Source organism: Streptomyces sp. NPDC007875 (assembly GCF_042868035.1).
Taxonomy (GTDB): Bacteria; Actinomycetota; Actinomycetes; order Streptomycetales; family Streptomycetaceae; genus Streptomyces; species Streptomyces antimycoticus.
Genome location: NZ_JBIADZ010000011.1, coordinates 293,741 through 316,147, shown reverse-complemented (window position 1 = coordinate 316,147; position 22,407 = coordinate 293,741). Strand labels below are relative to the sequence as shown.

The 22,407-nt window shown below is 71.3% G+C and carries 19 protein-coding genes and 1 pseudogene; 7 read left to right on the top strand and 13 right to left on the bottom strand.

All coding sequences use genetic code 11. The features are described from left to right. Positions 1–208: 208 nt before the first annotated feature. Positions 209–2,929 (bottom strand): phosphoenolpyruvate carboxylase, encoded by a 2,721-nt coding sequence (ppc, locus tag ACFYOY_RS24550; RefSeq protein WP_351886811.1) that lies wholly within the window; start codon positions 2,927–2,929, stop codon positions 209–211. Between the two features lie 245 nt (positions 2,930–3,174). Between ppc and ACFYOY_RS24545 the strand changes: the two genes are divergently transcribed. The 3 genes from ACFYOY_RS24545 (at position 3,175) to ACFYOY_RS24535 (ending at position 5,407) form a co-directional block, all read left to right on the top strand. Next, positions 3,175–4,155, top strand: a complete 981-nt coding sequence (locus ACFYOY_RS24545) for a fatty acid desaturase (protein ID WP_351886808.1) — start codon at positions 3,175–3,177, stop codon at positions 4,153–4,155. Continuing rightward, positions 4,152–4,862 (top strand): TetR/AcrR family transcriptional regulator, encoded by a 711-nt coding sequence (locus tag ACFYOY_RS24540; RefSeq protein ID WP_351886805.1) that lies wholly within the window; start codon positions 4,152–4,154, stop codon positions 4,860–4,862. Before ACFYOY_RS24545 ends, ACFYOY_RS24540 begins: the two co-directional genes overlap by 4 nt. A gap of 164 nt (positions 4,863–5,026) precedes the next feature. After that, complete coding sequence (locus ACFYOY_RS24535) at positions 5,027–5,407, top strand: hypothetical protein (protein WP_351886803.1); 381 nt, start codon at positions 5,027–5,029, stop codon at positions 5,405–5,407. Positions 5,408–5,411: 4 nt separating this feature from the next. Here ACFYOY_RS24535 and ACFYOY_RS24530 read toward each other — a convergent pair whose 3' ends face one another. Continuing rightward, positions 5,412–6,254: a hypothetical protein gene (locus ACFYOY_RS24530; RefSeq protein WP_351886800.1), complete on the bottom strand. Its 843-nt coding sequence runs from the start codon at positions 6,252–6,254 to the stop codon at positions 5,412–5,414. A gap of 368 nt (positions 6,255–6,622) precedes the next feature. Here ACFYOY_RS24530 and ACFYOY_RS24525 point away from each other — a divergent pair. After that, positions 6,623–7,576, top strand: a pseudogene (locus ACFYOY_RS24525) (Gfo/Idh/MocA family protein); the annotation flags it as partial. A gap of 69 nt (positions 7,577–7,645) precedes the next feature. Here the strand turns inward: ACFYOY_RS24525 and ACFYOY_RS24520 are convergent. Genes ACFYOY_RS24520 through ACFYOY_RS24510 form a run of 3 tightly spaced genes read right to left on the bottom strand, consistent with a single transcriptional unit; the run spans position 7,646 to position 9,033 of the window. Beyond that, positions 7,646–7,801 (bottom strand): hypothetical protein, encoded by a 156-nt coding sequence (locus ACFYOY_RS24520; RefSeq protein WP_351886797.1) that lies wholly within the window; start codon positions 7,799–7,801, stop codon positions 7,646–7,648. A 48-nt stretch (positions 7,802–7,849) separates the two neighbouring features. Then, positions 7,850–8,212 carry a glyoxalase gene (locus ACFYOY_RS24515; protein WP_388589567.1) on the bottom strand — a complete coding sequence of 121 codons (363 nt, stop codon included), beginning with the start codon at positions 8,210–8,212 and terminating at the stop codon, positions 7,850–7,852. Then, positions 8,209–9,033 carry a trans-aconitate 2-methyltransferase gene (locus ACFYOY_RS24510; RefSeq protein WP_388589564.1) on the bottom strand — a complete coding sequence of 275 codons (825 nt, stop codon included), beginning with the start codon at positions 9,031–9,033 and terminating at the stop codon, positions 8,209–8,211. Before ACFYOY_RS24510 ends, ACFYOY_RS24515 begins: the two co-directional genes overlap by 4 nt. A 136-nt stretch (positions 9,034–9,169) precedes the next feature. On the opposite strand from ACFYOY_RS24510, the gene ACFYOY_RS24505 reads away from it, so the two are divergent. Beyond that, positions 9,170–9,667 (top strand): MarR family winged helix-turn-helix transcriptional regulator, encoded by a 498-nt coding sequence (locus ACFYOY_RS24505; RefSeq protein ID WP_014054422.1) that lies wholly within the window; start codon positions 9,170–9,172, stop codon positions 9,665–9,667. Here the strand turns inward: ACFYOY_RS24505 and ACFYOY_RS24500 are convergent. From ACFYOY_RS24500 to galT, 4 genes are all read right to left on the bottom strand, one after another. Further along, complete coding sequence (locus ACFYOY_RS24500) at positions 9,626–10,468, bottom strand: response regulator transcription factor (RefSeq protein WP_351886788.1); 843 nt, start codon at positions 10,466–10,468, stop codon at positions 9,626–9,628. The genes ACFYOY_RS24505 and ACFYOY_RS24500 overlap by 42 nt on opposite strands. A 403-nt stretch (positions 10,469–10,871) precedes the next feature. Beyond that, the gene (gene galK / locus ACFYOY_RS24495; RefSeq protein ID WP_351886785.1) at positions 10,872–12,104 is read right to left on the bottom strand and encodes a galactokinase; all 1,233 of its coding nucleotides are present in this window, start codon (positions 12,102–12,104) and stop codon (positions 10,872–10,874) included. Continuing rightward, positions 12,071–13,048, bottom strand: coding sequence for a UDP-glucose 4-epimerase GalE (gene galE, locus ACFYOY_RS24490; RefSeq protein WP_351886783.1), 978 nt, complete (start codon positions 13,046–13,048; stop codon positions 12,071–12,073). The genes galK and galE overlap by 34 nt, the downstream gene beginning before the upstream one ends. Then, positions 13,045–14,088 (bottom strand): galactose-1-phosphate uridylyltransferase, encoded by a 1,044-nt coding sequence (galT, locus tag ACFYOY_RS24485; RefSeq protein WP_351886780.1) that lies wholly within the window; start codon positions 14,086–14,088, stop codon positions 13,045–13,047. Before galT ends, galE begins: the two co-directional genes overlap by 4 nt. Positions 14,089–14,250: 162 nt before the next feature. Between galT and ACFYOY_RS24480 the strand changes: the two genes are divergently transcribed. After that, positions 14,251–15,921: a sodium:solute symporter family protein gene (locus ACFYOY_RS24480; protein ID WP_351886777.1), complete on the top strand. Its 1,671-nt coding sequence runs from the start codon at positions 14,251–14,253 to the stop codon at positions 15,919–15,921. A gap of 27 nt (positions 15,922–15,948) precedes the next feature. Next, on the top strand, positions 15,949–16,320 hold the full coding sequence (locus ACFYOY_RS24475) for a hypothetical protein (protein WP_351886774.1): 372 nt from the start codon (positions 15,949–15,951) through the stop codon (positions 16,318–16,320). A gap of 84 nt (positions 16,321–16,404) precedes the next feature. Here the strand turns inward: ACFYOY_RS24475 and ACFYOY_RS24470 are convergent, their stop codons facing one another. The 4 genes from ACFYOY_RS24470 to ACFYOY_RS24455 form a co-directional block, all read right to left on the bottom strand. Then, positions 16,405–17,145, bottom strand: a complete 741-nt coding sequence (locus ACFYOY_RS24470) for a LuxR C-terminal-related transcriptional regulator (RefSeq protein WP_351886771.1) — start codon at positions 17,143–17,145, stop codon at positions 16,405–16,407. A 261-nt stretch (positions 17,146–17,406) separates the two neighbouring features. Next, positions 17,407–19,224, bottom strand: coding sequence for a hypothetical protein (locus ACFYOY_RS24465; protein ID WP_351886769.1), 1,818 nt, complete (start codon positions 19,222–19,224; stop codon positions 17,407–17,409). Positions 19,225–19,527: 303 nt separating this feature from the next. Next, a complete protein-coding gene (locus ACFYOY_RS24460) occupies positions 19,528–21,345 on the bottom strand; it encodes an ABC-F family ATP-binding cassette domain-containing protein (protein ID WP_388589557.1) in 1,818 nt (605 codons plus the stop codon). Between the two features lie 60 nt (positions 21,346–21,405). Then, positions 21,406–22,332 (bottom strand): 4-(cytidine 5'-diphospho)-2-C-methyl-D-erythritol kinase, encoded by a 927-nt coding sequence (locus ACFYOY_RS24455; RefSeq protein WP_388589554.1) that lies wholly within the window; start codon positions 22,330–22,332, stop codon positions 21,406–21,408. Positions 22,333–22,407 lie beyond the last annotated feature (75 nt).

Genomic DNA, 22,407 nt, shown 5'->3' with positions numbered 1-22,407 from the left:
CCCCACGGGGGAGCGGGCCCGCCCGGTGCATGGTGGGGGGTGAGCTTCCCGGGGGGGGGGGGGGGGGGGGGCGGCGGGCCCGCCCGCCCCGCGCCCCCGCCCCCCCCCCCCCCCCCCCCCCCCCCCCCCCCCCCCCCCCCCCCCGGCGGGGGGCCCCCCCCCCCGCGGGGGGGGGGGGCCCCCGCCCGGTGTTGGGCCTACGCTCTGGTCAGCCCGTGTTGCGGAGGCCTGCCGCGACGCCGTTGACCGTGAGGAGGAGGGCGCGGCCGAGCAGCGGGTCGGGCTCTTCACCTCGTTCGCGCGCGGTGCGCTGGCGGTGGAGCAGGGTCACCTGGAGGTACGAGATCGGGTCGAGGTAGGCGTCCCGGACGTGGAAGGTCTGCTTCAGCACCGGGTTGGAGTCGAGGAGTTCGCGCTCCCCGGTGATGCGCAGCACCTCTCGTACCGTCAGTTCGTGCTCTTCCTGGATGACGTCGAAGACGTGCTTGAGGTCCTCGGGGACCAGCGTGTCGACGTAGTGGCGGGCGATCCGCAGATCGGTCTTGGCCAACGTCATTTCGACGTTGGACAGGAAGTTGCGGAAGAAGTGCCAGTGCTGGTGCATTTCGTCGAGGACGCCGTCGAGTCCGGCTTCGCGGGCGGCCTTGAGGCCGGAGCCGACGCCGAACCAGCCGGGGACGATCTGCCGGGACTGGGTCCAGCCGAACACCCAGGGAATGGCCCGCAGTCCGTCGAGGCCGGCGCCGGAGTCGGGGCGGCGGGAGGGCCGGGAGCCGAGGTGGAGGTCGGCGAGTTGGTCGACGGGGGTGGAGGCGAAGAAGTACGCGGGCAGGTCGGGGTCGTCGACGAGTGCGCGGTAGGCGCCGTGGGCGGCGTCGGAGACGGTTTCCATGGCCGCGTCCCAGCGGGCGAGTGCCTCGTCGGACTGGCGGGGCGCGGTGTGCAGGGCGGATGCCTGCAGTGTGGCGGCGACGGTGAGTTCGAGGTTTTCGCGGGCGAGCGAGGGCACGAGGTACTTGTCGGAGATGACCTCGCCCTGTTCGGTGACCTTGATCTCGCCTTCGAGGGTGCCCCACGGCTGGGCGAGGATCGCGTCGTGGGTGGGGCCGCCGCCGCGGCCGACGGTGCCGCCGCGGCCGTGGAAGAGCCGCAGCCGTACGCCGTGCCGGTGGGCGACGTCGCGCAGCAGCCGCTGGGCGCGGTGGATCTCCCACTGGGAGGTGGTGATGCCGCCGAACTTGGACGAGTCGGAGTAGCCGAGCATGACCTCCTGGACGTCGCCGCGGAGGGCGACGAGCCGTCGGTAGGAGGGGTCGGCGAGCATTTCGTCGAGGAGCTTGTCGGCGATCTTGAGTTCTTCGGTGGTCTCCAGCAGCGGGACGATGCCGATCTTGGCCCAGCCGGCGTGGAGGTCGATGAGTCCGGCCTCGCGGGCGAGGACGGCGGCGGCGAAGACGTCGTCGGAGCCCTGGCACATGGAGATGATGTAGGACTCGACGATTTCGGGGCCGAAGCGCTCGAAGGAGTCGCGGATGGTGCGGAAGACGCCGAGGGTCTTGGCGCCGGCGGCGTCGAGGGGGGCCGGGCTGGGGGCGAGGGGGCGCCGGGAGCGCAGTTCCTTGGCGAGCAGCTTGCGGCGGTAGTCGCGGGGCATGTCGGCGTAGCGCCAGGATTCCTCGCCGAGTCGGTCGAAGAGCTGGCCGAGGGCGTGGTGGTGGGCGTCGGCGTGTTCGCGGACGTCCATGGTGGCGAGCTGGAGGCCGAAGGCGGCGAGGGTGCGGATGGCGCGTTCGAGCCGGCCGCCGGCGATGAGGTGGCCGCGGTGGGCGCGCAGGGAGTTCTGGATGAGGTGGAGGTCGGCGAGGAGTTCGCCGGAGCCGAGGTAGTCGCGGCCGGGCTGGTGGGGGGTGTCGCCGGCGAGCCGTTCGCGGGTGTTGACGATCTTCTGCCGCATGCAGGTGGCCTTGAGCCGGTAGGGCTCTTCGGCGTTGAGCCGCTTGTAGCGCGGGCTGATCTCGGGCAGCAGTTCGAGGTCGCGCTGGAGGGAGGCGAGGAGTTCCTCGGAGGCGCCGGTGTTGCGGATGGAGCTGGAGAGGGCGGCGCGCAGGTCGTCGATGATCTCCAGGGCGTCGGTGATGCCGTGTTCGTGCTGGAGGATCAGGACGTCGCGGGTCACCTCGGGGGTGACGTTGGGGTTGCCGTCGCGGTCGCCGCCGATCCAGGTGCCGAAGGTGAGGGGGCGGGTGGTGGCGGGCAGCTCGACGCCGACGCGTTCGAGTTCGGCGGTGAGGTCCTCGAGGACGTCGCCGACGGCGCCGGCGTGCAGTTCGTCGAGGTAGTAGATGGCGTTGCGGGCCTCGTCGGCGGGCTCGGGGCGGGCGACGCGCAGCTCGTCGGTCTGCCAGAGCAGGTCGATGTTCTCGGCGAGCCGCAGGTCGGCGCGGCGGGCGTCGCCGCCGACGGCGAGGGTGTCGAGCAGTTCGGCGATGCGGCGGAGCTTGGTGAGGACGGTGCGGCGGGCGGCCTCGGTGGGGTGGGCGGTGAAGACGGGTCGGACGCCCAGGTGGGCGACGGTCTGCCGGAGGTGCTCGGGGTCGGCGTCCTTGAGCTGGTCGGCGGTGCGGGCGAGGATGCCGCCCTCGGCGGCGCGGCGGGCGCGCAGCTCGCGGCCGCGGTGTACCTGTTCGGTGACGTTGGCCAGGTGGAAGTAGGTGGAGAAGGCGCGGACCAGCTTGGCGGCGGTCTGCAGGTCGGTGGAGCCGAGCAGGTCGGCGGCGGCCTCGCCGTCACTGCGGGTGAGGGCGCGGACGCGCTCGACGAGTTCGAGGAGGTCGGGTCCCTCCTGGCGGACGAGGGTCTCGCCGAGCAGGTCCCCCAGACGGCGGATGTCGGCACGCAGAGCGGCGTTGGTGTGGTCGGCACTGCTCACAGGTGCGGGCTCCTTGCAGTGAACGGGGTTCGAAGCGCGGCATCAGGGCTTGTGCGGCGGGCGCCGCGGGCTGCTGACCCGGTGCTTTCGGCCATGTGCGGACCGCGCTGTCCGACGTTCCCAGGATAGGCGGCACGGCCCTGGGTGAGACCAGAGCCCTATTGCCCCGCTTCCCGGCCCTGCCATACTTACGACGCCGTAGGTTACGCATCCGTAGCCATGCCCCGAGCCCCACGAGGGATCCCATGACTGCAAGCCCCGACGTGGTCAACGACACGCCGAAGGCCCAGGAGGCCCCGCTCCCCTCCGCCACGCTCGGCGGGGACAGCAAGCGTTCCATCGAACAGATCACCCTTCTCCTGTTCATCACCGTCCCCTTCGTCGCGCTGGTCGCGGCGGTTCCCCTGGCCTGGGGCTGGGGGGTCAGCTGGCTGGATCTGGCGCTGTTGGTGTCGATGTACTACATCGGCTGCCACGGCATCACGATCGGCTTCCACCGCTACTTCACTCATGGCTCGTTCAAGGCGAAGCGGCCGCTGCGGATCGCGCTGGCGATCGCGGGGTCGCTGGCCGTGGAGGGGCCGCTGGTCCGCTGGGTGGCCGATCACCGTAAGCACCACAAGTTCTCCGACGCGGACGGCGACCCGCACTCCCCGTGGCGGTACGGCGAGACCGTTCCGGCCCTGATGAAGGGGTTGTGGTGGGCACATATCGGATGGATGTTCGATGAGGAGCAGACGTCCCAGCACAAGTACGCACCGGATCTGATCAGGGATGGCGCCGTCCGGGCGGTCTCCCGGCAGTTCGTGGTGTGGACGCTGGTCTCCCTGATGCTGCCGCCGCTGATCGGCGGGCTGGCGACCTGGTCCTGGCAGGGCGCGGTGACCGCCTTCTTCTGGGGGTCCCTCGTCCGGGTGGCCTTGCTGCACCATGTGACCTGGTCGATCAACTCGATCTGCCATGCGGTGGGCAAGCGCCCGTTCAAGTCGCGGGACCGCTCCGGCAATGTGTGGTGGCTGGCGGTGCTCTCGTGCGGCGAGTCCTGGCACAACCTGCACCACGCGGATCCGACCTGTGCCCGGCACGGGGTGATGAAGGGGCAGCTGGACTCCAGCGCCCGGATCATCCGCTGGTTCGAGAAGGCGGGCTGGGCGTATGACGTCCGGTGGCCGAGCCAGGCCCGTATCGACGCCCGCCGTCAGGAGGAGTCCGTCGGAGCGGCATGATGGAGGGCGTGGCGACCGACAGTAATACCAGCGGTGAAAAGGACCGGCGGGGCCGGACCGGCCGGCCTTCCGGATCCGGGCCCCGGCGACCCCGCCGGGTCCGGATGACCGGCAAGGAGCGCCGGGAGCAGCTGCTGGACATCGGTCGCACGCTCTTCGCCGAGCGTGGCTTCGAGGGCACGTCGGTGGAGGAGATCGCGGCGAAAGCGGGTGTCTCCAAGCCGGTGGTGTACGAGCACTTCGGCGGCAAGGAGGGGCTGTACGCGGTCGTGGTGGACCGTGAGATGCGGCGGATGCTGGACATGGTGACCACATCGCTGACCGCGGGCCATCCTCGGGAGCTGTGTGAGCAGGCCACCTTCGCCCTGCTGGACTACATCGAGGAGTACACGGACGGGTTCCGGATCCTGGTCCGTGACTCCCCCGTCGCCCAGTCGACGGGCACCTTCGCCTCGCTGATCAGCGATATCGCCACCCAGGTGGAGGACATCCTGGGCCTGGAGTTCAAGGCCCGCGGCTTCGACGCCAAACTGGCCCCGCTGTACGCGCAGGCGCTGGTGGGCATGGTGGCGCTGACGGGCCAGTGGTGGCTGGACGTCCGCAAGCCGAAGAAGGCCGAGGTGGCGGCGCACCTGGTGAACCTGGCCTGGCACGGTCTGGACGGTCTGGAGCCGAAGCCGCGGCTGATAGGCCACCGCAAGGCGTGAGCCGCCGCAAGGCGTGACCTCCTGGTACTGGTCCGCGCGTCCCCCCTGCGGGGATGATGGGGGCTCAGGGGGAGGGGGATCCGGGCATGAGCACGGGGGAGCGGTCCGAGGCGCGTCGGAAGACGGTGGCCGTGGGGCCAGGGGTCTGTCATGCGCTTGGTCTGATGATGCTGGCCATCACGGAGTGGGTGCGCGCGGACCTGAAGGACGCGACGTCGATGGCGTCGCACGGCTACCTGAAGGGCATGATCGAGTTCGCGGGCTCGCTGGCCGACACGGACTGGTACCAGCCCGCCGTGGACCTGTACGACAATGTCTCCTTCGGTGAGCCGCGGGCCGCCCTGTGGGCGGCGGTGTTCATGGCTCTCGTGGTGCGGCTCAACCGCTACGGGCCACAGGAGGCCCAGCAGTTGCTGTCCTGGGTGGCCGCCGCGTACTGCCTGCTGGCCACGCTGGCCCTCCTGCCGTATCTGGCCGCCCCGGGGGCCGGCGTCATTCTGGTGCTGGCGCTGAGCGGGGGCGTGGTGAACGTGGCGACCCGCTGAGCGGTCAGCCCTGGTACACCATGGTGCACAGCAGCGTCCGGCCGTCGTTCACCAGCCACGACCAGTAGTACGTACGGTCGCCCTGGGCCCGCGCGCAGTTCGCCGCGGAGGCGTTGGCCGGGGCCTTGTAGACGCCGGTGATGTGCAGAATCCGGTTGTACCGGGCCGGGACCCGCTTCGCGTCGCAGTCCACCACGGTCATCAGCCCGGCGTTCATCCGCGCCTGCTGCCCGCTGCCCGTCTGCTGGGCCAGCAGGCAGTACCCCACCGTGAACTTGCGGGTCAGGCACAGGGCGGTGGTCCGCCCGCGCGAGGTGTACGACATGTAGTTCTGGCCCGCCCCCTGCGGGCAGGCCCCGCCGCTGCTCCGCACCGCGCTCACCCACATGAACGCCTTTCCGGCGCTGCAGGCGACCGGGGTGGGCATCCTGGTGTTGTACTGCCCGTCCCCGGCGTCGTACACGGCGAGGCAGTCCCCGGGGCTCACCGCCCGGTACGCCTCCTCGGTGGGATCCGGCGCCACGGTGGGCGTGGCGGGCGCCTGGGTCTCGGCAGGCCGTCCCCCTCCCCCGCTGCCTCCGGAGCCGTACCCGGGCAGCGAGGCGCTGGGGAGGCCCGTGGGGCCTCCGCTGGGGAGCCCGCCGGGGCTCGTCGGCAGGCGTGGGGCTCCGCCGGTCGGGAGCGCGCCGCCCGCGAAGGAGGTCTTGTCGTCCCCCTCGACCACCTGCGGCAGCACGAGCACGGCGAACGCGAGGGCGGCGGCCACCAGTATCCAGATGCCGCGCTGCCTCTGCTCCTCGCTGCCCCCGCCTGTGCCCGGATCCGCCCCGCCCGACGCGCTGCTCATGGCTCTCCCCCGAGAACGTGGCCACGGTTTTGTTGTTCGGCGCGTCCACGGTCTCATGTCGGATCGCTTCTGGGGAGCGCTGCGGCAAGGCGTGCCCGGTATGTGACCGCGACGGAATCGAGGGGGTCTCGTTCGTCGTTCCGGCCGAGGACGGGCCATCAAGGTTCCGGCCGAGGACGAGCCACCAAGTGTTCGACGCACAACGAACACTTGGCTAAGTTGGGTGTCCTTCCCGCGCGTTCCGCGTGGTTCTCTGAAGGAGCTCCGTCATGTCCTCATCGGCTTCCGGTCCCCGCACCCCCGTCCGCGTCGGCATCGTCGGCCTCAGCGCGAGCGGCGGGTAGGCCGCCCGCGCCCGCGTTCCCGCGCTGGCCGCCCTGGACGGCTATGAGCCGCGGGCGCTCAGCGCGAGCAGCGAGGAGTCAGCCCGCGCGGCGGGCGCGAAGTTCGGCGTCTCGCTGACCTTCGGCAGCGCCGCGGAACTCGCCCGGAGCGAGGAGGTCGACCTGGTGGTGGTGACGGTCAAGGTGCCCCACCACCATGAGCTGATCGTTCCGGCCCTGGAGGCGGGGAAGCCGGTGCTGAGCGAGTGGCCGCTGGGCACCGACCTGGCCCAGGCCGAGGAACTGGCGGCGCTCGCCGAGGCCAGGGGGGTGCGCACGGCGGTGGGTCTTCAGGCCCGCTCCGCCCCGCCGCTGCGCTATCTGCGGGATCTGGTGGCCGAAGGCTATGTGGGCCGGGTGCTGTCCACCACCGTGGTGGGCTCGGGCCGGGGCTGGGGCCCGACGTTCCGCGACGGCGGCGACTATCTGCTGGACCGGGCCAATGGCGCGACGCTGCTGTCCATCCCGTTCGGCCACACCGTCGACGCGCTGACCATGGTGCTCGGCGAGTTCACCGACGTCTCCGCCACGACGGCGAGCCTCCGGCCCCAGGTGACCCACGAGCCGACCGGGCGGACCGCGACCATGACGGCCGAGGACCAGATCACGGTCACCGGGACGCAGGAGTCGGGCACGGTCGCCGCCGTCCACTTCCGGGGCGGCACCTCCCGCGCCACCGACTTCCACTGGGAGATCAACGGCACCGAGGGCGATCTGGTGGTCAAGGCCGACTCCGCCGCCCTGTGGATGGACCGGATCACCCTCCACGGCGCCCGCGGATCCGACACCGAGCTGCCCGAGCTGACCGTCCCCGCCTCGTACGAGCTGCTCCCGCGGTTCGCCGGACGCTCGGCCGAGACCGCGTACAACGTGGCGTACGCCTCCGCCCAGTTGCTGGAGGACCTCACCACGGGCACCTGGCTCACCCCGGACTTCGCCCACGCGGCCGGCCGCCACCGACTGCTCGACCGTGTCCAGGAGTCGGCCCGCACCACACGCGCCTGCCCGTCACGGCCTGACGATCGCGTCCCCGATGACGAAGCCCTTCGCGGGGCCGTCGGGAAGGGCGGCGTCGGTGCCGTACGGGACGCGATGCTCGTCGGCGTAGTCGGCCTTCTTGGCGTCGGGGTTGGTCCAAGCGACACCGTGACGCTCCGCGTCCATGAAGCCTCATTACGGCGAACCCCGGGCCGATCATCCGATCGAGTGATATCACCCGATCGGCTCCAGGAACTCCAGCCGGTTGCCGACCGGGTCCTCGGAATAGAAGCGGCGGTGCCCTGGCAACTTCGCGTCCCAAACGACCTCGGCGCCCTGCCCGGCGAGGCGGGCGGCGAAGGCTTCTATGCCGACGACCCGCAGACCCGGGTGGGCCTTGCGGGAGGGGCGGAAGCCCGGCTCGATGCCCAGGTGCAGCTGGACCGGGCCGCATCCGAACCACAGGCCGCCGCCCGCCGCCAGGGCGGCCGGTTTGGGGATCTCGGTCATGCCGAGTGCCTCGCCGTAGTAGGCGCGCAGCGCGGGCTCGCTGCCGGGCGGGGCGGCGAGCTGGACGTGGTCGAGGGCCGCGATCACCGCTGGGCCGTGCGGGCCACGACGAAGACGCGGCGGAACGGGAAGGCCGTGCCGTGGGGGCCGGAGGGGTAGGCGCCGCGGAGGAGGGCGGCGTAGGCGGCGAGGAAGCGGTCGCGGGCGGGCGGGTCGTCGGCGAGGGCGGTCAGGACCGGGCGCAGGGCGGTGCCCTTGACCCAGTCGAGGACCGGGTCGGGGCCGGTCAGGACCTGCACATAGGTGGTCTCCCAGGCGTCGACCTCGCAGCCGAGGGCGGCCAGGCGCTCCAGGTACTCGGTCGGCTCCAGGACGGAGGCGGGGTCGCGGAGGCGGTCGGCGAGGCGGTCGCGCCACTCGGGGGCGTCGCACAGGTCGCGCAGCAGGGTGTGGCTGGGGGCGGTGAAGTTGCCGGGGACCTGGAAGGCGAAGGTGCCGCCGGGGCGCAGTCCGGCCAGCCAGGTGCCGAAGGAGTCGGGATGGCCGGGGATCCACTGGAGGGCGGCGCTGGAGACGATCAGGTCGTAGGGCTCGTCCGGTGCCCAGTCCCGCACATCGGTACGGCGCAGGTCGAGGCGGCCGCCGCCGGTGGTGGGGCCCGCGAGGGGCTGGGCCTCGGCGAGCATCTCGGCGGAGTTGTCCAGGCCGGTGACATGGGCGTCGGGCCAGCGGTCGAAGAGCAGGACGGTGACATTGCCGGGGCCGCAGCCCAGATCGGCGATGCGGGGCGGGCGGCCGGGGTCGGCGGGCAGCTCGGGGACGCGGGCCAGCAGGTCCAGGAAGGGGCGGGTGCGGTGGCCGGCGTGGCGCAGATACTGCCGGGGATCCCAGTTGGGCGCGGTGGTCATGGTCGGTCCCCCTGTGGGTACGGTCGGTACGGGGCGCGCCGCCGTGACCGCTGCGCGTCCCGGTGTCTTACCGTTGCCCACGATATCTCTTGATGTCAAGAGACTTCATGTCGACAGACCCACTACACTGATCGCCATGGAGGACGAGGTCGATCGGCTGGTCGCGGCGTGGCGGCGGGAACGCCCCGACCTCGATGTGGAACCGCTGGAAGTGCTCAGCCGGGTCAGTCGGCTCGCCCGCCATCTGGACCGGGCGCGGCGGATCGCCTTCGCCGAGCACAATCTGGAGCCCTGGGAGTTCGACGTCCTGACCTCGCTGCGGCGGGCCGGGCCCCCGTATCAGCTCTCCCCCGGGCAGCTTCTGACCCAGACCCTGGTCACCTCGGGCACCATGACCAACCGCATCGACCGGCTCGCCAAGAAGGGGCTGGTCGAGCGGGGGCCCGACCCGAGTGACCGGCGCGGTGTGCTGGTCCGGCTGACCGCCGAGGGGCGTGACCGCGCCGATCAGGCACTGGCCGGGCTGCTGGACCATGAGCACGCCATTCTGGCCGAGCTCTCTCAGGCCCAGCGGGCCGAACTGGCCGCGCTGCTACGCCAGTTGACCGCCCCGTTCGACAATCTCCCCGGCTAGGTCGACCGGGCCCACGCCGGCGCGCCGGGCCAGCGCCACGGCCGCCAGCGTGGAGTGCACGCCCAGCTTGCCCAGCACATTCTGCATATGGGTGCGGACGGTGTGCGGCGAGAGGAAGAGCCGCTCGGCGACGGCCTTACGGCCGAGCCCGGCCACCATGCAGCGCAGCACCTCCCGCTCACGCGGCGTCAGCGACTCGACCAGGCGCTCGCTTTCGGTGCGGTGCTTACGGGCGGCCGTCAACTCCCGCAGGACGCCGGTGAGCAGAGCGGGCGGCAGATGGGTCTCCTCCCGGAGCACCCCCCGGATGACCGCGAGCAGCCGGACCAGTGAGCAGTCCTTGGCGACCCAGCCGGACGCCCCGGCCTGCAGCGCCACCGCCGCGCGGCGCGGATCGTCGCGCTCGGCCAGCACCACGGTGCGCACCCCCGGCTGGGTCGAGCGGACCGCGCCGACGAGCCATATGCCGTCGGCCGCCCGGCCGTTCACCACCCGGGCGGGGCCGCTGTGCGGCCCGCCGTGGATGCCGTTGTGCGGCGTGCCGTTCGCCCCGCCGTAGGCCACCTCGGCAGGCACCGGGAGCGGTGGGCCCGCGCCGTCGGCGGCCGTGCCCAGATCGGCGTCGACCAGCAGAATGTCGAAGCGGCGCCCCTCCGCCGCGGCGCGCTCCAGACAGCGCAGCGCCGCCGGGCCGCTGCCGGCCGCCGCCACGTCCACGTCCTGTTCCGCCGCGAGGGCGGCGGCCAGTGACTCGGCGAAAATACGATGGTCGTCAACCACGAGAACCCGAATACGTGCCACGGACAACCCCCCAGTCGCCGGATGAAGATTCCGGATACACCGAGAAACAGTGCGGGTACGGCGCCCGGCGCAAGGTCGCCGCAACCCGCACGGCCGCCGCCGTGCTGTGATTGCTACCCCACCCCGGGCGTCGTACCTGACTGTCTCGCCCCCTGATAGGCGTCGGCCCCCACCGACGCTGTACTCAGAGTAAGGCTGTGGTCTCATATAGGAAGCGGATTAGCGAAACTGACTGTTCTCGGCTGTTCACTGTGTGTTTCTTGTTCGCTCTTGGGGACTGAGTGATCCACGAGCCGCGAAGATTTACCGAGGACGCTCCGAGAAGCGATCAAGGGGCCGGTGGCGACGGCCGGCTACAGCCGTCGCTCCCCCGTCCGGCTACAGCCGTCGCTCCCCCGTCCGGCTACAGCCGTCGCGCCCCCGCGCTGGGCACCGCCGGGAAGATCCGCGGAGCCCCGTGGCCGGCCGCGCAGAACGCCTCGGTCACCGCCTTGCCCACTGCCTCCGCATCCGCCTCCGCCACCAGCACGATGGCCGAGCCGCCGAAGCCGCCGCCGGTCATCCGCGCCCCCAGCGCACCCGCCGCGTTCGCCGACTCCACGACGAGGTCGAGCTCGGCGCAGGAGATCTCGAAGTCGTCGCGGCAGGAGGCGTGCCCGGCGGTCAGCACCGGTCCGATGGACCGCGTGTCCCCCGTGTCGAGCAGCTCGATGACCTCCTCCACCCTGCGATCCTCGGTCACCACATGGCGCACCCGCCGCCGGGTGGTCGCGTCGTAGCCCAGCCGCTCCAGCTGGGCGAGTGTCGCGTCCAGCCCGTCGAAGGGCACATCGCGCAGTGCCGGCACCCCGAGCGCCTCGGCGGCCGTCTCGCAGGCCGCCCGCCGGTTCGCGTAGGCGCCGTCGCCCAGCTCGTGCTTGACGCGGGTGTCCACCACCAGCAGCCGCAGCCCCTCGGCCGCCAGGTCGAACGGCACCTGGCGCTGGGTGAGATCACGGGCGTCCAGGAACAGGGCGTGCCCCTCGGTGCAGCACGCGGACGCCATCTGGTCCATGATCCCGCAGGGCACGCCCACGAAGACGTTCTCCGCGCGCTGGCACAGCTGGGCGATGCGCCGCGGGGTGATCCCCAGTCCGTACAGGTCGTTGAGCGCGGTGGCCGTGACCACCTCCAGCGCGGCGGACGACGAGAGTCCGGCGCCGGTGGGCACGGTGGACTCGAAGTGCAGGTCCGCACCGCCGGCCGGGCCCGTCAGCAGCCCCGCATCGCGCAGCGCCCAGACCACTCCGGCCGGATAGGCCGCCCAGCCGCCGCGGTCACCGCCGCCGGCCCCGCCCGCGACCGGTGCCAGCTCCTCGACCCGCAGCTCGACGATGCCGCCCGGGGCGTCGCCCGAGTGGAGCCGCAGCACCCCGTCGGTGCGCGGGGTGGCGGCGGCCAGGCAGGTGTGGGGCAGGGCGAGCGGCATGACGAAGCCGTCGTTGTAGTCGGTGTGCTCGCCGATCAGATTGACCCGGCCCGGCGCCGCCCAGACGCCGCCCGGGTCGGTGCCGTAGACCTCGTGGAACCCCGCCGTGGCCCGCCCGGGGCCGTGCTCGTCCGTCACTGACTCTCCCTCCGCTGCGCGAACTCCCATGCGTCCGCGACGATTCCGGCCAGGTCGGCGCGGGTCGGGCGCCAGCCCAGGCGCTCCTTGGCGCGCTCGGCCGAGGCCACCAGGACCGCCGGGTCGCCGCCGCGGCGCGGGGCGGCGATCTCCGGGATGGGGTGGCCGGTGACCTGGCGCACCGTCTCGATGACCTCGCGGACGGAGAAGCCGTTGCCGTTGCCGAGGTTGCAGATCAGGTGCTCGCCGGAGGTCGCGGCGCCGAGGGCGAGCAGATGGGCGTCGGCGAGGTCGGCGACGTGGATGTAGTCGCGGACGCAGGTGCCGTCGGGGGTGGGATAGTCCTCGCCGAAGACCGAGATCGCCTCGCGCCGGCCCTGGGCGACCTGGAGCACCAGGGGGATGAGGTGGGACTCGGGGTCATGGCGCTCGCCGTAGGACCCGTAGGCGCCGGCGACGTTGAAGTAGCGCAGGGAGACCGCGGCCAGCCCGTGGGCGGCGCATTCGCCGCTGATCATGTGGTCGACGGCCAGCTTGCTGGCGCCGTAGGGGTTGGTGGGCGCGGTCGGCAGGTCCTCGGTGATCGGGACCTGGTCGGGCTCGCCGTAGGTGGCGGCGGTGGAGGAGAAGACGAGGGTGCGCACCCCGGCGTCGCGCATCGCGGCGAGCAGCTCGGTGGTGCCGCCCACATTGTTGACCCAGTACTTCTCGGGGTTGACGACGGACTCGCCGACCTGGGAGAACGCCGCGAAGTGCAGCACGCCGTCGAAGGTGGGGTCGAGCCACTTGCCGGCGTCCTGGATGCGGCCCTCGATGAAATCCGCGCCCTCGGGGACCCCCTCCCGGTGCCCTGTGGACAGGTCGTCCAGCACCGTCACCCGGTGGCCGGCTTCGAGCAGATGCGCCGCGACCACGCTGCCGACATAGCCGGCGCCGCCGGTGACCAGGTACTTCTTCTGCTGCGCATTGCTCACTTGCTCGCTACCTCTCGCAGTCGCTCGGCCGCGGCCTCCGGCGGCACATCGTTGATGAACACATTCATGCCGGATTCGGAACCCGCGAGAAACTTCAGCTTGCCGGAAGTGCGGCGGATGGTGAAAAGCTCGAGGTGAAGTGCGAATTCGCCGCGGTCGGTCATGCGGTACGGCGCCTGGTGCCAGGCGGAGATGTAGGGCGTGGGCGGCTCACCCTCCCCGAAAATCCGGTCGAAGCGCTTCAAGAGTTCCAGATACATCTGTGGAAACTCTGTGCGCGCGGCCTCGTCCAGCGCCGGCAGGTCCGGGACCCGCCGCTTCGGGTAGAGGTGCACCTCATACGGCCAGTGGGCGGCGTAGGGGACGAACGCGACCCAGTGCTCCCCGTCGAGCACCACCCGGCGCCCGTCGGCCAGCTCATCGGCGACCACATCATCGAACAGATTCCGACCGGTGGCCACACGGTGCTCGGCGAGCGAACGGAGCATCAGCTGTGTACGAGGGGTCACAAAGGGATACCCGTAGATCTGGCCGTGCGGATGGCCGAGGGTGACGCCGATCTCCTTACCGCGGTTCTCGAAGCAGAAGACCTGCTCGACGGCGGGGTGTTGGGCCAGCTCGGCGGTGCGGTCGGTCCAGGCGTCGAGCACCAGAGCGGCCTGTGCGGCGTCGAGGTCGGCGAAGGAGGCGTCGTGGTCGGAGGTGAAGCACACGACCTCGCACCGGCCCGAGTCCCCGGCCAGCGACGGGAAGCGGTTCTCGAAGACCGCGACGTCGTAGCCGGGGGCGGGGATCTCGCTGTGCCGCCCCTCGCGGGAGGGGCACAGCGGGCATTCGTCGGCCGGCGGGTGGTAGGTGCGGGCCTGGCGGTGGGAGGCGATCGCCACCCGGTCGCCGAGGAGGCGGTCGTGCCGGATCTCCGAGCGCGTCGCGATGGGGTCGAGCGGCCGCTGGTCGACGGCGTCGCGCACCGCGTCGTCGCGCGCGTCGTAATAGATCAGCTCGCGTCCATCCGCGAGCCGCGTCGCCGTCTTCTTCACTCCGCCAGCTCCTGTCAGGTGCACCCAACACAACTCAACATAATGAACCACAAGCCAACAGTGGCGTCAATGCACGGTGAAGGCGCTCGGACAAACCACAAGAATTCGGATACGTTCACTGAACGTTTCTGGTGCATTCCGTTCAGGCGATGAGGCGAGACCATGCGCTATCTGGCCGAAGGGCTCCGGCTTCCCACCAACGCACTCGATTACACGATCCTGATCCTCTACTTCGTCGTCGTCCTCGGCGTGGGATTCGCCGCCAGAGCGAGCGTCAAGACCAGCCTCGACTTCTTTCTCTCCGGCCGGTCGCTGCCCGCGTGGGTCACCGGTCTGGCCTTCGTCGCCGCGAACCTGGGCGCCCTGGAGATCCTGGGGATGGCCGCCAACGGCGCGCAGTACGGGGTGTACACCGTGCACTGGTACTGGGTCGGGGCGATTCCGGCCATGGTCTTCCTCGGCCTGGTGATGATGCCGTTCTACTACGGTTCCAAGGTACGGTCCGTCCCCGAGTTCCTGCTGCACCGCTACGGACCGTCCTCGCATCTGCTCAGCTCGATCATCTTCTCGATCGCGTCCGTACTGATCGCGGGCGTGAACCTCTACGCGATGGCGATCGTGGTGGAGGCGCTGCTGGGCTGGCCGCAGTGGGTGGCCATCGTGGTCGCGGGGCTCTTCGTGCTCGCGTACATCACCCTCGGCGGGCTCTCCTCGGCGATCTACAACGAGGTGCTGCAGTTCTTCGTGATCCTGGCCGCCCTCATCCCGCTCACCGTGATCGGCCTGAGGCGGATCGGCGGCTTCGGCGGGCTCAAGGAATCGCTGGTGGACTCCCACGGCCCCAATTTCGTCTCCGCCTGGGGCGGCACCGGCATCGGCTCCCCCAACCCGCTGGGGGCCAACTGGCTGACCATCGTGCTGGGCCTCGGCTTCTGCCTGAGCTTCGGCTACTGGACGACCAACTTCGCCGAGGTACAGCGCGCCCTGTCGGCCAAGAACCTCTCGGCCGCCCAGCGCACCCCGCTGATCGCCGCGTTCCCGAAGATGTTCATCCCACTGATCGTGGTGGTCCCGGGGCTGATCGCGCTGTCCATGGACCCGCAGATCGGCTCGAAGAAGAGCGCTCTGCAGTACAACGACGCGATTCCGCTGCTGATGAGCGAGCTGCTGCCGAACGGGGTGCTGGGGCTCGCGGTGACCGGGCTGCTGGCCGCCTTCATGGCGGGCATGGCGGCCAATGTGTCGTCCTTCAACACAGTCTTCACCCACGACATCTGGCGGGCGTACATCAGGAAGAACCGGCCGGACGGGTACTACCTGCTGACGGGGCGGGTGGTGACGGCGATCGGCGTGCTGGCCGGCATGGGGACGGCCTTCATCGCCTCCTCGTTCAGCAACATCATGAACTACCTCCAGACGCTGTTCTCGTTCTTCAACGTGCCGCTGTTCTGCGTCTTCATCATCGGGATGTTCTGGAAGCGGGCCACCTCCCAGGCCGGGTTCTGGGGGCTGCTCTGCGGCACCGTGGCCGCGATGATCAACTACTTCTGGCTCTACCGGGACGGCGTCATCTCCATCCCCAGCGACCAGGGCGCCAACTTCGTCTCCGCCATCGTGGCGTTCGTGGTCGGCGGCGTGGTGATGGTCGCGGTGACCCCGTTCACCAAGCCCAAGCCGGTGGAGTCGCTGGCCGGTCTGGTCTACGGCACCACCGCGCCCGGCGTGGCCGAGCCGCCGGCGCCGGGCGACGAGGTGTGGTACCGCCGCCCGGCCGTGCTGGGCTGGGGCGCGCTGATCCTCGCGGCCCTGTGCTACATCCCGTTCTCCCTGTGACCCTCCGGCGGATAAGGAGCCCACGCCATGAGTGAGGAGTACGTATACCGGTCCGAGGTCGATGAGCTGGAGCAGAAGTCGGCGACCGCGGCGCGGCTGTTCGATGTGCGGCGGATCATCGGCGGGCTGTTCGTGATCTACGGGATCATCGTCCTCATCGCCGGGTTCACCGCCTCGGACGCGGATGTGAAGAAGGCATCGGGCATCAACATCAACCTCTGGACCGGATGGTGCATGCTCGCGGTCGGCCTGCTCTTCCTGCTCTGGATGAAGCTCAGGCCGCTGTCCGCCCCGGGGGCCGCGCCCAAGCCGGAGTCCGGGCCGGAGGGCGGGGCGGGGGCCGGAGGACCCGGAACCGGAGGACCCGGAACCGGAGGGCCCGAGGCCGGAGAGGGCTGAGCGGCGCGGGCCGCCGCGCGCCAGGGCGCGGGGGCCCCGGCCGCCGCGAGCCGGCCCGCGGGGCTGCCGCCGCGCCGACGCGGACTACGGCGCCGACGCGGGCGGCTCGGGCGAGGGCGGCTGCGGCGAAGGCGGCTGGGGCGCGGGCGCCCCGATCCGGCGGGACGCCGCGCGGTCCAGCAGCCCGGTGCGCGCCGCCAGGGCCGCCGCCTCCAGCCGTGAGCCCACCCCGAGCTTCATCAGCACCCGCTGCACATGGGTGCGGGCCGTGCTGGGGGCGATCCCCATGCCCGCCGCGATCAGCCGGGTGTCCTCGCCCTCGGCGACCCGCACCAGCACCTCCACCTCGCGCGGGGTCAGCATGCGCAGCAGCCGGGCCCCCTCGTCGTCGGGCTGGGCCGCGGGGTTGAGCAGCTCCGCGAACGCCCCCTGGAGCAGCTGGGGCGCCACGGCGGCCTCGCCCGCGCGCGCCTTCATCATGGCGCGTTCGACGCCCTCGATCCGCTCGTCGTGGCGCACATAGCCGGACGCGCCGGCGGCGAAGGCGGCGGCTATGCCGCGTGGGCTCGGCACCGGGCCGAGCACCACGACCGCGACCTGCGGCCGCTCCTTCTTGATCTGCACCACCGGGTCGAACACCCCTGGTTCGGCTGGTGATGCCGTGCCCAGCAGGCACACTTCCGGTGCCCGGCTCACCACCAGGTCCGCCGCGCCCGCGCTCGGTGCCGCCGCGGCGAGCACCCGGTGCCCGCGCAGCTTCAGCGCCGAGGCGAGCGCCTCCGCGAGCAGACGGTGATCATCGACCACCATGAGTCGCACGCCCATGAGCTCCCCCCATTCGCTCAGGGGGGAAAGCTACACGCTTGTTCGACGTTGCGCGCCCCTTACCGGGCAGAAGCCCCCCGGAATGCCGAAATCCCGGCCATTAGTGCCTACTTGAGGTCCGGTTGACGTCTGAATCGGACCGATGCGGCCGGGTTCCGCGCGGGCGCGTGCCCCGGCGCTCCGCCGGGGCGAAAAGCGGCGGCCCCGCCCGTACGGTGGGTACGGGCGGGGCCGCCGGGAGCTGGGCGGATGCCGAAGGGGTCAGCTCGCGCCGAAGATGATCGCCAGCGGGTCGTCCTTGTCGTAGGTGCCCGAGGGCTTGGTGGCGTACACGTCGCTCATGAAGAGGTGCTTCCCGGAGTAGATGATCTCCGAGTAGCTGGGGCTGAACTTCGACTCCATCTCATGGGAGGCGACGGGGTTCTGCAGCAGCTTGGTCTTGGCGTACGACTTGGGGTCGATCTGCCAGACCGCGCCGCCGGCCTCCCAGGTGCTCTCCTGGTAGGCGAGGACGGAGCCGTTCTCGTCGAGCCCGAGCGGGGTGAGCGCGGCGCCCTTGACCCCGTCCGTCTTCCCGATCGGCTTGCCGTTGGCCAGGCTGAACGCCACGACCTCGTTGGCCGTCGCGGCGGAGGAGTCGGTGCGGTCCTCGGAACCGAGGAAGAGGGTGTTGGCCGACTTGGAGACGGCGAACTTCCGGCAGCCCTCGACGTTGGTCGACTCGCACTTGGCGTCGTACTTGCCGTTCTCGGTGCCGATCTTGCCGCGCACCTTGCCGGTCTTGGCGCTGTCGTCGACGGACAGGAAGTCAGAGACCGCCGAGCCGGTCGAGTCACCGGCGTCGAGGCCGATCACCAGCGGGTCGGTGGAGGCGACGTGGACGTAGTCGATGCCCTGCGAGACCTTGTAGGCCGACTTCACCGCGCCCGTCTTCGGGTTCAGCGTCTGGACCTGGATCTGCGGGTTGTCGTAGTCACCGCAGCGGCGCACCGCGACCAGCTTGTCCTCGCCGCCCGCGTAGCCGTCGTCCGAGCACTGCTCGCCGGACTTCGGCTTCCACAACGCCTGGCCCGAGGTGGACCAGGCGGCGCCGCCGCTGGTGCCGCCCGCGGCCACGGTGCCGCCGCCGAGGGTGACCTCGTCGAAGCGGACCTTCTCGTCACCCTCCTTGACGTTCCGGTGCCAGAGCATCTTGCCGTTCTTGAGGTCCAGCAGCCCGATCTCGGTGCAGCCGGGGTACTTGTCCTTGGCCGATGGCTTGGCCTCCTGGTAGAGGACCGTGGTCAGCCCGTCCTTGGTGAGGTGGTCCGAGGACCAGCAGACCGCGCCGTCCAGCGGGATCGTCCACTTCGCGGTGCCGCCGCTCAGCGGATAGCCGACGATCTTGTAGACGTCGGCCTTCACGAAGGTGTCGTCGGTGACCCACATGCCCTCGACGGTGATCTGGTCGGAGACCTTGGGCATGGGAACCTTGTTGAGCAGTTTGGCATCTACGGTCTTGGCGGGCTTGTCCCCGCCACCCGTGGAACCGCTTGAAGAAGATCCCTGGCTGGACTGTGTGTCCTTGCCCTTGGCCTCGTTGCCGCCGCCGTCGTCCTTGGTGGCGAACCAGATGCCGCCGCCGATGATCAGCGCGACCGCGACCACGGCGCTGACGATGATCGCCATGCGCTGCTTGGACTGGCCGGAGCCGCCGGGGCCGCCCGGGCCGGGGCTGCCGGGGAACTGGGGCTGCGGCGGCTGGCCGTACTGCTGACCGTAAGGCTGCTGGCCGAATTGCGACTGGCCGTAAGGCTGCTGGCCGTACTGGGGCTGACCGTAAGGCTGCTGGCCGGCGCCCGGCTGCTCCGGGTAGCCGTAGCCGCCGGCGCCCTGCGGGGGCGTCTGCGGCGGGGCGGGCGGTGCCGCCGGGGGCGGCGGCGGGGTCTGCGGTGGCTGACCGGGCGCCTGCGGATAGCCGTAACCCTGCTGGCCCGGAGGCGGCGTGGGCGGCTGCTGCGGATAGCCGTAACCAGGATCCTGCGGTGCCCCGAAGCCGCCCTGCGGCGGCTGGTTGGGCGGCGGAGGCGGCTGTGACATGCGAAATCCTTCAGGTGCGGGACCCATCGACCGACCGGCCTCCCCCGCGATCCCGGTGGTCAAAGCCCTCCGGGAAGGAGCGAATCGGACGTGGAACCCCGCCATTGAGCGGAAGGCAGGCGGGAGTTCTTTGTATCACCCGTAAGGGGCCCAATAGGGACCAGTTTCCAGGTCATCGACCAGCTGAGACCGGCCTGTGACGCGACCGTTGCCAGGGCGCGCGCCAGGGCCGCACAGCCTCTTCACACGATGCTTTCAGGCCAGTCACATCGGAGGTGCCCCGCCCCTTGCCCCCTCCGCCGCTCAGGCGTCGTCGGCCAGCTCCAGCCACCGGGTCTCCAGGTCGTCCCGCTCCCCCGTCAGCTCGCGCAGTTGGGTGTCGAGCTCGGCGACCTTGGCGAAGTCCGTGGCGTGCTCGGCGATCCGCGTATGCAGGTCGGACTCCTGCTCACTGATCCGGTCCAGCCGCCGTTCGATCTTCTGGAGTTCCTTCTTGGTGGCGCGCTGCTCGGCCGCCGACCGCTGCCGCGCGACCTGTTCGTCCGGCTTCTGCTTGGCGGGCGCGGCGGCCGGGGCGGCCGTGGCCAGGGCGCGCTGCCGCCGCTCCAGGTACTCGTCCACGCCGCGCGGCAGCATCCGCAAGGTGGCGTCGCCCAGCAGCGCGAGCACCCGGTCGGTGGTGCGCTCGATGAAGTAGCGGTCGTGGCTGATGACCACGAGCGAGCCGGGCCAGCTGTCGAGCACGTCCTCCAGCTGGGTCAGGGTCTCGATGTCCAGGTCGTTGGTGGGCTCGTCCAGGAAGAGCACATTGGGCTCGTCCATCAGCAGCCGCAGGATCTGCAGCCGGCGCCGCTCACCGCCGGAGAGATCGCCGACCGGGGTCCACTGCTTCTCCTTGGTGAAGCCGAACTTCTCGCACAGCTGGGAGGCGGTCATCTCCCGGCCCTTGCCGAGGTCCACGCGCTGCCGCACCTGCTCGACGGCCTCCAGGACCCGCAGGTTCCGGTCGAGTTCGGCGACCTCCTGGGACAGATACGCAAGCCTCACGGTCTTGCCGACCGTGACCCGGCCCCCGGCGGGCTGCTGTTCGCCCTCGCTGCGGGCGGCCTCGGACAGGGCGCGCAGCAGCGAGGTCTTGCCCGCGCCGTTCACCCCCACCAGGCCGATCCGGTCGCCGGGCCCCAGCTGCCAGGTCAGATGCTTGAGCAGCACCTTGGGCCCGGCGGTGACGGTCACGTCCTCCAGGTCGAAGACGGTCTTGCCGAGCCGGGAGTTCGCGAACCGCATCAGTTCGGCGCTGTCGCGCGGCGCCGGCACATCGGCGATCAGCGCGTTGGCGGCCTCGATGCGGAAGCGGGGCTTGCTGGTGCGGGCGGGGGCGCCGCGGCGCAGCCAGGCGAGCTCCTTGCGCATCAGGTTCTGCCGCTTGGTCTCCTCGCTGGCGGCGATGCGCTCGCGCTCGGCGCGGGCGAAGACGTAGTCGCTGTAGCCGCCCTCGTACTCGTGGACGGCGCCGCGCTGGACGTCCCACATCCGGGTGCAGACCTGGTCGAGGAACCAGCGGTCGTGGGTGACCACCACCAGGGCCGAGCGGCGGGCGCGCAGATGCCCGGCCAGCCAGGAGATGCCCTCGACGTCGAGGTGGTTGGTGGGCTCGTCGAGGACGATCAGGTCCTGCTCGGCGATCAGCAGCTGGGCGAGCGCGATACGGCGGCGCTCACCGCCGGAGAGCGGGCCGATGACCGTATCGAGCCCCTGCGGGAAGCCGGGCAGGTCGAGCCCGCCGAACAGCCCGGTGAGCACATCCCGGATCTTGGCGTTACCCGCCCACTCGTGGTCGGCGAGATCGCCGATCACCTCATGGCGGACGGTGGCCTCGGGGTCGAGGGAGTCGTGCTGGGTGAGCACGCCGAGCCGCAGATCCCCGGAGTGGGTGACGCGGCCGTCGTCGGCGGGCTCCAGCTTGGCGAGGATCCGGATGAGCGTGGTCTTGCCGTCGCCGTTGCGGCCGACGACGCCGATGCGGTCGCCCTCGTTCACCCCGAGGGAGACGCCGTCCAGCAGCGCACGCGTGCCGTACACCTTGCCGACGGATTCAACGTTGACCAGGTTGGTCGCCATCACACTCCATTACGCGGATCGATCGGCTCCCCAGGGTAGTCGCCGTGCGGGGCGCCTCGCTCAGGCGTCCACGAGCCGTGCCCCGGGGACCGGGCCGGAGGTGATCCGGACCGTGCGGCAGGTGCCCGAGGCGGCCAGCGCGCCCGCCACCGCCTGCGCGGCCTCGGTGTTCTTGGCCAGGAAGGCGCAGGTCGGGCCGGAGCCGGAGACGAGGGAGGCGAGCGCGCCCGCGTCCGCACCGGCGCGCAGGGTGGCGGCGAGCGCGGGGCGCAGCGAGAGCGCGGCGGGCTGCAGATCGTTGGATACGGCGGCGGCCAGCGCGGTGGCGTCGCCGGTGCGCAGCGCGTCCAGCAGTGCCTGGGAGGGCTCGGGGTCCGGGACGTCGGCCGCGCCCGCGCCCGCGCCGGACGCCTCGCGCAGCCGGTCGCATTCGCGGTAGACGGCGGGGGTGGACAGTCCGCCGTCGGCCACGGCGAAGACCCAGTGGAAGGTGCCGCCGGTCTCCAGCGGGGTCAGCAGCTCGCCCCGGCCCCGGCCGAGGGCGGCGCCGCCGACGAGACTGAAGGGGATGTCGCTGCCCAAGTCGGCGCAGATCGTCAGGAGTTCCTCGCGAGTCGCCTTGGTGCCCCACAGCGCGTCGCAGGCCAGCAGCGCCCCGGCGGCGTCGGCACTGCCGCCCGCCATGCCGCCCGCGACGGGGATGTCCTTGGCGATGTGGAGGTGGACGCCGGGCGCGATGCCGTGCCGTTCGGCGAGGGCGACGGCGGCGCGGGCGGCCAGGTTGGTGTGATCCAGCGGCACCTGGCCGGCGTCCGCGCCCTCGACGGTGATGCGGAGGGTGTCGGCTGGGGTGGCGGTGACCTCGTCGTGGAGCCCGACGGCGAGGAAGACGTTGGCCAGGTCGTGGAACCCGTCGGGGCGCAGCCCGCCCACCGCGAGCTGGACGTTGACCTTGGCGGGCACACGGGCGGTCACGGGGCGGGTCACGGGGCTCCTTGGTGGCGGTTCGGCGTTCCGGTCCGGCCATTGTCCCGCCTGCGGAGGTGGGCCTGCGGCGGGTGG